The organism is Gilliamella sp. BG3 (assembly GCF_046635605.1).
GTDB lineage: Bacteria > Pseudomonadota > Gammaproteobacteria > Enterobacterales > Orbaceae > Gilliamella > Gilliamella bombi.
Genome location: NZ_JBIDFE010000043.1, coordinates 1 through 7,765, shown reverse-complemented (window position 1 = coordinate 7,765; position 7,765 = coordinate 1). Strand labels below are relative to the sequence as shown.

At 34.9% G+C, this 7,765-nt stretch carries 10 protein-coding genes and 1 pseudogene; all 11 read left to right on the top strand.

Annotation, left to right across the window (positions count from 1 at the left end):
* Positions 1 to 202 precede the first annotated feature (202 nt).
* Positions 203 to 355, top strand: a complete 153-nt coding sequence (locus ACGH6S_RS11775; RefSeq protein WP_296301207.1) for a hypothetical protein — start codon at positions 203 to 205, stop codon at positions 353 to 355.
* A 538-nt stretch (positions 356 to 893) separates the two neighbouring features.
* Positions 894 to 2,885, top strand: a pseudogene (locus tag ACGH6S_RS11770) (type VI secretion system Vgr family protein).
* A gap of 11 nt (positions 2,886 to 2,896) precedes the next feature.
* Positions 2,897 to 4,189: a DUF4123 domain-containing protein gene (locus ACGH6S_RS11765; RefSeq protein ID WP_174799186.1), complete on the top strand. Its 1,293-nt coding sequence runs from the start codon at positions 2,897 to 2,899 to the stop codon at positions 4,187 to 4,189.
* Entirely contained in the window at positions 4,176 to 4,889 is a 714-nt protein-coding gene (locus ACGH6S_RS11760; protein ID WP_411578903.1) for an alpha/beta hydrolase, read from the top strand. The genes ACGH6S_RS11765 and ACGH6S_RS11760 overlap by 14 nt, the downstream gene beginning before the upstream one ends.
* A complete protein-coding gene (locus ACGH6S_RS11755) occupies positions 4,870 to 5,334 on the top strand; it encodes a hypothetical protein (protein ID WP_411578902.1) in 465 nt (154 codons plus the stop codon). The genes ACGH6S_RS11760 and ACGH6S_RS11755 overlap by 20 nt, the downstream gene beginning before the upstream one ends.
* Before the next feature lie 35 nt (positions 5,335 to 5,369).
* Positions 5,370 to 5,630, top strand: a complete 261-nt coding sequence (locus tag ACGH6S_RS11750) for a hypothetical protein (RefSeq protein WP_174799181.1) — start codon at positions 5,370 to 5,372, stop codon at positions 5,628 to 5,630.
* Positions 5,611 to 6,078 carry a hypothetical protein gene (locus tag ACGH6S_RS11745; RefSeq protein ID WP_411578901.1) on the top strand — a complete coding sequence of 156 codons (468 nt, stop codon included), beginning with the start codon at positions 5,611 to 5,613 and terminating at the stop codon, positions 6,076 to 6,078. Before ACGH6S_RS11750 ends, ACGH6S_RS11745 begins: the two co-directional genes overlap by 20 nt.
* A 31-nt stretch (positions 6,079 to 6,109) precedes the next feature.
* Positions 6,110 to 6,370 carry a hypothetical protein gene (locus tag ACGH6S_RS11740; protein ID WP_174799177.1) on the top strand — a complete coding sequence of 87 codons (261 nt, stop codon included), beginning with the start codon at positions 6,110 to 6,112 and terminating at the stop codon, positions 6,368 to 6,370.
* Positions 6,351 to 6,818 carry a hypothetical protein gene (locus ACGH6S_RS11735; protein WP_174799175.1) on the top strand — a complete coding sequence of 156 codons (468 nt, stop codon included), beginning with the start codon at positions 6,351 to 6,353 and terminating at the stop codon, positions 6,816 to 6,818. The genes ACGH6S_RS11740 and ACGH6S_RS11735 overlap by 20 nt, the downstream gene beginning before the upstream one ends.
* Before the next feature lie 162 nt (positions 6,819 to 6,980).
* Positions 6,981 to 7,499: a hypothetical protein gene (locus ACGH6S_RS11730; RefSeq protein WP_174799173.1), complete on the top strand. Its 519-nt coding sequence runs from the start codon at positions 6,981 to 6,983 to the stop codon at positions 7,497 to 7,499.
* A gap of 78 nt (positions 7,500 to 7,577) precedes the next feature.
* A partial coding sequence (locus tag ACGH6S_RS11725) for a transposase (protein ID WP_411579548.1) occupies positions 7,578 to 7,765 on the top strand: 188 nt, incomplete at its 3' end.

The following is a 7,765-nucleotide window of genomic DNA, read 5'->3' as shown; positions in this document are numbered from 1 at the left end:
CTGGGTATCACCTGAACAATATGAACAACAATATTACCAAAACGAAAAAATGATAGAGGCGGGCACTGTCTAATATTCTGGCGAGAATCACTTCGAAAATTACTTTATGTTGAAAAAGAGGATGCAGTCAGCACTTTTTCCGTTATTACGACCAGTAGTGCTTTGTGTTTTTTGGTCAATCGCCAGTAAATGGACTTAGTTAATGGCTGAAAACAATAGACGGGTTATTGAACAAACATCTCAAAAAGGAAAAGAAAATCAGTTCAAATTAGTTAACACTATTCAACTTTATGATAAAGAATCAGTTATTATTGAGAGTGATATCGACCAGCCCCCCCCATTTTACTTATATTGAAGGATCAAAAACATTAGAAACACTTTTTCAGCTAAGCATAAAATTTTTAAATCAGATGGAAGTCTAAAATGGATTTACTACAACAGTTTTTTTAGGTGAAAAAATAGTAATATTCCTGAACAAGATGTTACAGAAATTGCTCAATGAATATTTGATAATATTGAGTTTAATTTTACTGATTGAAGCTAAAAAAAGTGATATAAATTAATGCAAATTAGTTAACCTTCCCACCTAATAATAACGGCTAAAATGAAAAAATTTAGTTAAAAAATGTTGCTTCATAAAAAAAAATAACTTAATTTAGATAACCTAATTAGATTATCTAAATTAATCAGTAAACTATAATGATAGAAAATATTTGGCTGAATATAAATAATCTCCTTCGTAAATTAATTGTGACGCAGGTCATTGCTCACTTCGGCTAATTAATAAACTAATTGTTGTCCATGTTGGTAGCAACTTTCTCAAATACTAAATAGAAGGGGATAATGATTTTTTTGTTTAGGTATCACATATTGTACAAAGAAGAGCTATTATAATGAAATTAAAAGGATTGTATTTTGATTGTCAGGTTGATGGTTGTGCTCCTGATACTTTTGCGGTCACGGAGTTTACGTTAGACAAGCACCTGTCAAAGCTATTTACCTTAACCCTAACCCTGACAAGTCCCGAAGCCGGTATTGATATTAAATCGCTGATTTTGTGTAAAGCATATTTAACGGTGAGTCAGAATGGCGTACCCCAGCGAGAGGTGATAGGGATTATTACCGAAGCCAAACGTGGTAAAAGTGGTTTTCGGCAGACCTATTAGACCCTGATTGTTCGCCCCTCGCTATGGTTACTAACCCAACGTCAACAAAGTCGTATCTTCCATTTTAAAAGCATTCCAGAAGTTCTCGATATTTTATTGCAAGAGCATCAAATTCGTTTTTGTTGTGATTGTCGCGATAAACATACTCAGCGTGAATTTATCACCCAGAAACGAGAAACGGACTATGCATTTTTTTGTCGCTTAGCGGCAGAAGAAGGGATTACTTTCTGGTTTGAAGTCAACAAAGGCGAAGCGCAGTGCTTGTATACTGATAGTTTTCTTTCATTGTTAGGCGGTGATACGCTAGAATATAATGACCATCCGCAAAGTAGCACAGAGGGTGACTTTGCTTATCAGATGAATTTGTCTGCCCGAATGACACCCCAAAAGGCGATGGGCAAAGACCGGACGTATTTACATCCTCGTTTTCCTTATCAACACGAGGTTAGGGGAGAGACCTTACTAGGGGTGAATACTTCTCTCTACACCATTTATGATAGTTTTGCCCGTTTTCCTGATTATGATTCGGCTGAACAGATGACTCGTTATCGACTAGACGTTTTACAAAGAGAAAGTGAATATGGTGAGGGCGAAAGTAACTGTTTTGCTTTACGCCCAGGTTATTATTTTCGGCTTTGCGGTCATCCTTTTGCCGCTCTTAACGAAAAATGGCAGGTGACTTGGGCGGTTCATCATGGCGTTTTACCCCAGTCAGGACAGGAAGACTTTAGCGACACAGCGGCGAGCTTAACCAATCACTTTCGTTTTATCTGGTATTATAAAAACTGGCGCCCAACGTTTATACCTAAACCAATTGCTGATGGTCCAGAAGTGGCCGAGGTGGTGGGACCAGCGGGTGAAGAAATCTTTACCAACAAGCAGGGACAGGTGAAAGTACACTTTCACTGGAACTTATATGACGAGGCGGACGAAAAGGCATCGTGTTGGGTGCGGGTTATGCAAGGCTGGAGTGGTCGAGGTTATGGATTTTATGCTATACCGCGTATTGGTCAAGAGGTGATAGTCAGTTATATAAATGGTGACATTGACAGGCCGATTATTACTGGCTGTACTTACAATGACATCATGGCCTTGCCGGTGCAATTACCCGAAAAGAAAACACAAACGGTATTTCGAACCCAAACTCACAAAGGTCAGGGGCACAATGAACTACGTTTTGACGATGCGACAGGCAATGAACTTTTACATCTACATGCACAAAAAGATATGGATATACATGTATTGAACGATCACACTGTCAATGTTGAGCATGATAGTAAACACCATATAAAAAATGATAGCCATTTAAAAATTGATAATGAATACAGAGTACATGCAAAAAATGACATATCACTCTCAACGACCTCAGACTTACATATTAATGCTGATCAAGGAATATTCGCTCAAGGAAAAAGTGAAATACACCTTCAATCCGGTATGAAAATCGTGATTGATGCAGGAGCAGAAATAACCTTACAGGCAGCAAACAACTTTATTAAAATTGATAGCACAGGTATTCACACTAGTTCTGTGTTTAATGTCGGTTCTGGGTCAGCAGGTAAAGGTACGGGTTGGCGAGGAAAATTGCCTAGTGGTTTATTTACAGAAATCACACAACTTTTACCCCTCTCTCGCAATCAACGATTAGTACTTCTGAGCAATACCCCGTTTTGTGAGGAGTGTGAAAAATGTAAACAAGAAGGAGGATGTGCGATTTAATCGCCTAAAATATGATGAATAATGATTGCAATCATCTTAGTGACTGGATAGCCCTTCATTCAACAACGCATAATCACTTATATGCCGTCTTATCTGGCTCAGCAACTAGCGATGCATTGACTTATTATGGTCAATTGGATGGAACTTGCTCACCTGAAGGCATATGGTTAAATACCCCTTATCAGCAATGGTACGATATGATGCCATATATAGTGGAATTATCGCCTAACAGTCCCTTTTTGACATGGATTAATGACACAACAACAAGTAATTGGGGATGGTTAGCTTTCTCTCCTTTCTCGCAACAAGAGTTAGTCGCTCAACTAAAATTATTAACAAAAGTAAAACTGCCTGATAACAAAGAGGTCTTTTTTCGTTATTGGGATGGGCATTTTTTAGCACAAATTCTAGCAGCTTCAACAAACACACAAAAACAAGCGCTATTACCTGGATTGTCGACACTTTGGACAAACAACCAAGTTATTCATTTTCCTGAGCCTATCACTATTAATAACGACACCATACAAACCCTAGCGCCAGAACAACTATCGTTATTAGCTGACGAAAAACAAAAAGAGTTACGCCAAGAGTTAAAAACGTATCTAAAACAGAAGTTCCCCAAAAAAATGCGAACATTAGGAGCAAAATACTCAGAACAATTTCTTAATTTAATGATGGATAAAATCGCTCAATACCAAATCCCCCGTAAAGATCAGGCAAAACAATTTTTAGATTTAGCGATTGTACTTGGCACTCATTTCGATACTGATCCAATGTTAAGCCGATGGGTAAAACCTCGTTTGCTTACTGTTGCAACCAACACTATCAGCTTGATCGAACTAAATGACGATTTATCAATACCTTTTAAAATAGCTATGGGTGAAAACTTATCGACTTACCTTACCCGATTACAACAATTATTGCAAAAACCGACACATTCCTTATTCGAAATCGAAAATGAAGAACAGGTGATTCAATTTGTACAGGATCTGTATCCTGAGCGGAATCAACAGTTGGCATTCGATACTCTTGAAAGGTTTTATCAGCAACAAATTCCTTATTATCAATCTCAGTTATTTTTTGATTATTCAAGTCATGCCGTGCTATTGGCAATGCAATTCTTTTTAGGGCATAGAATATTTGAAGATCCACTTTACCCTTGGGCCAGCACATTAATGATTAAAAATGGACTATTACCCGAAAAGGAATGTGTTGAGCGCATGGTCACATATGCCAAAAAACGCGTAAGAAAAGAAATTATAATGGTTAACAATCATTTGAGGAAAAATAATGTGTGCAGCTGATGGGATATTTTATCCTGGATATGAGCCTTCGAAAAAGAAAAAAGGCAATAAAAATGAAGATGAAGATAAAAATAAAGATAAAAATGAAGATATTATCTTACCTAGTATTGAGGAACAAATAGGAGCACATACAACAGAATGTAAAAAAACCTTAGTGGTTTTTGTTGGTGGGGCAGCCGATTCTTTGTTTAAACCGTTATTAAACCACGTTTTTGGTAAGTATGAGAAACTTTATGGTCGAGGAGAAAATCGATTGCAAGATGTTTGTTATTCAGAGCATGGTGGTGGTAAGGTTGTTGCATTGATAAAAAAGTGGTTTGATGCAAAACAAAAAATTGTATTGGTTGGGCATAGTTGGGGAGGGCATAGAGTGATTTGTCTGGCAGAAGAAAACCCCGACATTATAATAGAATTATTGGTCACCTTAGACCCAGTATCATGGTCAAAAAGTGGTAAGCAGGCAAAACCGAAAAATGTAAAACGCTGGCTTAATGTGTATGTTGATTATAAAACAGCAAGCTGGTGGCGTTCTGATAATTTGATTGCACGGATTGGTGGACCATGGGAAGAATGCCAAAACGCTGACGAGAATATGATAATTAACAAGGATATAAGAGGTAATAGCATTGATTTTGGGCATGCTGATGCAAAACTGATGTTTGAATTGACGAGGGTTATATATGAAGTTATTAAATTATAAATCTATTATTTTAGCAACCACATTATCACTAACGGGCTGTATTTATGGTGATTTAGATAAAAGGACAAGGATGGATATTTATCATAACGTTGTTGAATATTGTGAATCGAACCATTATTCATTTTGTGAGGTTTATGCGCAATGTTATCTCGATATTTTTAATCAACTATATGTTAATCAAGGATTTATGGCAGCCACGTTGAGTTCAGTATTAGATTTTTCTCCAGTAAATTATAGCGCAATGAATGCTAAAGACACAATGGATGCTCTTTATTCTGAGTTAAAAGAGAAAGAAAAAATAAATAGAGAAGACCTAAGTTTAGATATTAGTTATCTATTATATTCCCATAATCAATGTTCATCCATTATTGGCGCAAAGCAGTATGATATTTCGCACTATCATCACCAAATTGAAAAATCCATAGAAAAAAGAAAAAGAAAATGAATAAAAAATAGCTAGCTGGCAAGCCAATAGAATTATTGGTCACCTTAGACCCAGTATCACGGTCAAAAAATGTAAAACGCTGGCTTAATGTGTATGTTGATTATAAAACAGCAAGCTGGTGGCGTTTTGATAATTTGATTGCACGGATTGGTGGACCATGGGAAGAATGCCAAAACGCTGACGAGAATATGATAATTAACAAGGATATAAGAGGTAATAGCATTGATTTTGGGCATGCTGATGCAAAACTGATGTTTGAATTGACGAGGGTTATATATGAAGTTATTAAATTATAAATCTATTATTTTAGCAACCACATTATCACTAACGGGCTGTATTTATGGTGATTTAGATAAAAGATCAAGGATGGATATTTATCGTAGCGTTGTTGAATATTGTGAATCGAACCATTATTCATTTTGTGAGGTTTATGCGCAATGTTATCTCGATATTTTAAATCAACTATATGTTAATCAAGGATTTATGCTAGCCACGATGTGGTCAGTATTAGAATTTTCTCCAGTAAATTATAGCGCAATGAATGCTAAAGACACAATGGATGCTCTTTATTCTGAGTTAAAAGAGAAAGAAAAAATAAATAGAAAAGACATAAGTTTAGATGTTAGTTATCTATTATATTCCCATAATCAATGTTCATCCATTATTGGCGCAAAGCAGTATGATATTTCGCACTATCATCACAAAATTGAAGAATCCATAGAAAGAAAAAAAGAAAATGAATAAAAAATAGCTAGCTGGCAAGCCAATAGGATTATTGGTCACCTTAGACCCAGTATCACGGTCAAAAAATGTAAAACGCTGGCTTAATGTGTATGTTGATTATAAAACAGCAAGCTGGTGGCGTTCTGATAATTTGATTGCACGGATTGGTGGACCATGGGAAGAATGCCAAAACGCTGACGAGAATATGATAATTAACAAGGATAGAAAAGGTAATAACATTGATTATGGGCATGCTGATGCAGAACCGATGTTTGAAAAAAATGGAGTTAACTATGAAGTTATTAAATTATAAATCTATTATTGTGGCAACCACGTTATCGCTAACGGGCTGTATTTATGGCGATTTAGATAAAAGGGCAAGGATGGATATTTATCATAACGTTGTTGAATATTGTGAATCGAACCATTATTCATTTTGTGAGGTTTATGCGCAATGTTATCTCGATATTTTTAATCAACTATATGTTAATCAAGGATTTATGAGTGCCACGATGTGGTCAGTATTAGAATTTTCTCCAGTAAATTATAGCGCAATGAATGCTAAAGACACAATGGATGCTCTTTATTCTGACTTAAAAGAGAAAGAAAAAATAAATAGAGAAGACTTAAGTTTAGATATTAGTTATCTATTATATTCCCATAATCAATGTTCATCCATTATTGGCGCAAAGCAGTATGATATTTCGCACTATCATCACAAAATTGAAGAATCCATAGAAAGAAAAAAAGAAAATGAATAAAAAATATTCGCAACTTATAGTGTATTTTATTCAGATATACTTATGAAAAAATAAGAATTGTGAAGTTATTTTATTTAAACAAGTGAAGAAATAAAAGTTATAAAATAAATATATTTTATACATTCAAATATAAGCAAATGTTAATTAAAATGGAGGTCTGAAGTGAAATTATTAAGCTATAAAAGTATTATTTTTACAACAACCATAATATTACTTACTGGGTGTGGTAATAATTATGCCTCTTCTTTAAGGAAGAAAGCAAAAATTGAAATTAATGATACAGTAACTAAATATTGTGAAGCTAATCATTATTCATTTTGTGAAATTTATGCACGTTGTTATAACAATGTTTCTAGCTACTTATATCTAGCTACAACAGATAAACTCAAGTTTATATCAGAGATAACAAACGATCCTCAATATTCGCCCAATAAAACCATGGATATTGTTTATTCCAAGTTAAAAGATAGCGAATCCAAATTAAAAAATAGCAAAGAAAAATCGAAAGAAGACTTAATTTCGCGTTATTATTATAATTCAATATTATATCCTCACAATAAATGTTCATCGATTATTGGTGCAAAACAGTATGATATTTCTCGCCACAATAACATTATTCAAAAATCATTGGATAGCATGCGAAGTTGGATGATGGTTGAAAAAAATTACAATAATTTATAGGAATTGTAACTATCCCCTAAAATAGTACAGCAAAAAAGTAGAAAATTCTCTATGATAAAAGCAAAAGGGAATTTAATTATGAAAAAAATGACTGAACATCAGATTGTATCTATTTTAAAAGAAGCTAAAGCGGGTATTCCCGTTAAAGAGCTGTGCCGTAAATATGGCATGGGGAATTCAACTTTCTACAAATGGCGAGAAAAATACGGCGGAATGGAAACTTCGGATATCAAACGCTTAAAGGAGCTGGAGGCTGAAAACCGCAA

Coding starts and splice junctions, on each gene's coding strand:
- ACGH6S_RS11755 (WP_411578902.1), top strand. CDS start 4,870: ATGAAGTTATTAAATTATAAATCTATTATTTTAGCAACCACATTATCA.
- ACGH6S_RS11760 (WP_411578903.1), top strand. CDS start 4,176: ATGTGTGCAGCTGATGGGATATTTTATCCTGGATATGAGCCTTCGAAA.
- ACGH6S_RS11765 (WP_174799186.1), top strand. CDS start 2,897: ATGATGAATAATGATTGCAATCATCTTAGTGACTGGATAGCCCTTCAT.
- ACGH6S_RS11775 (WP_296301207.1), top strand. CDS start 203: ATGGCTGAAAACAATAGACGGGTTATTGAACAAACATCTCAAAAAGGA.
- ACGH6S_RS11735 (WP_174799175.1), top strand. CDS start 6,351: ATGAAGTTATTAAATTATAAATCTATTATTGTGGCAACCACGTTATCG.
- ACGH6S_RS11745 (WP_411578901.1), top strand. CDS start 5,611: ATGAAGTTATTAAATTATAAATCTATTATTTTAGCAACCACATTATCA.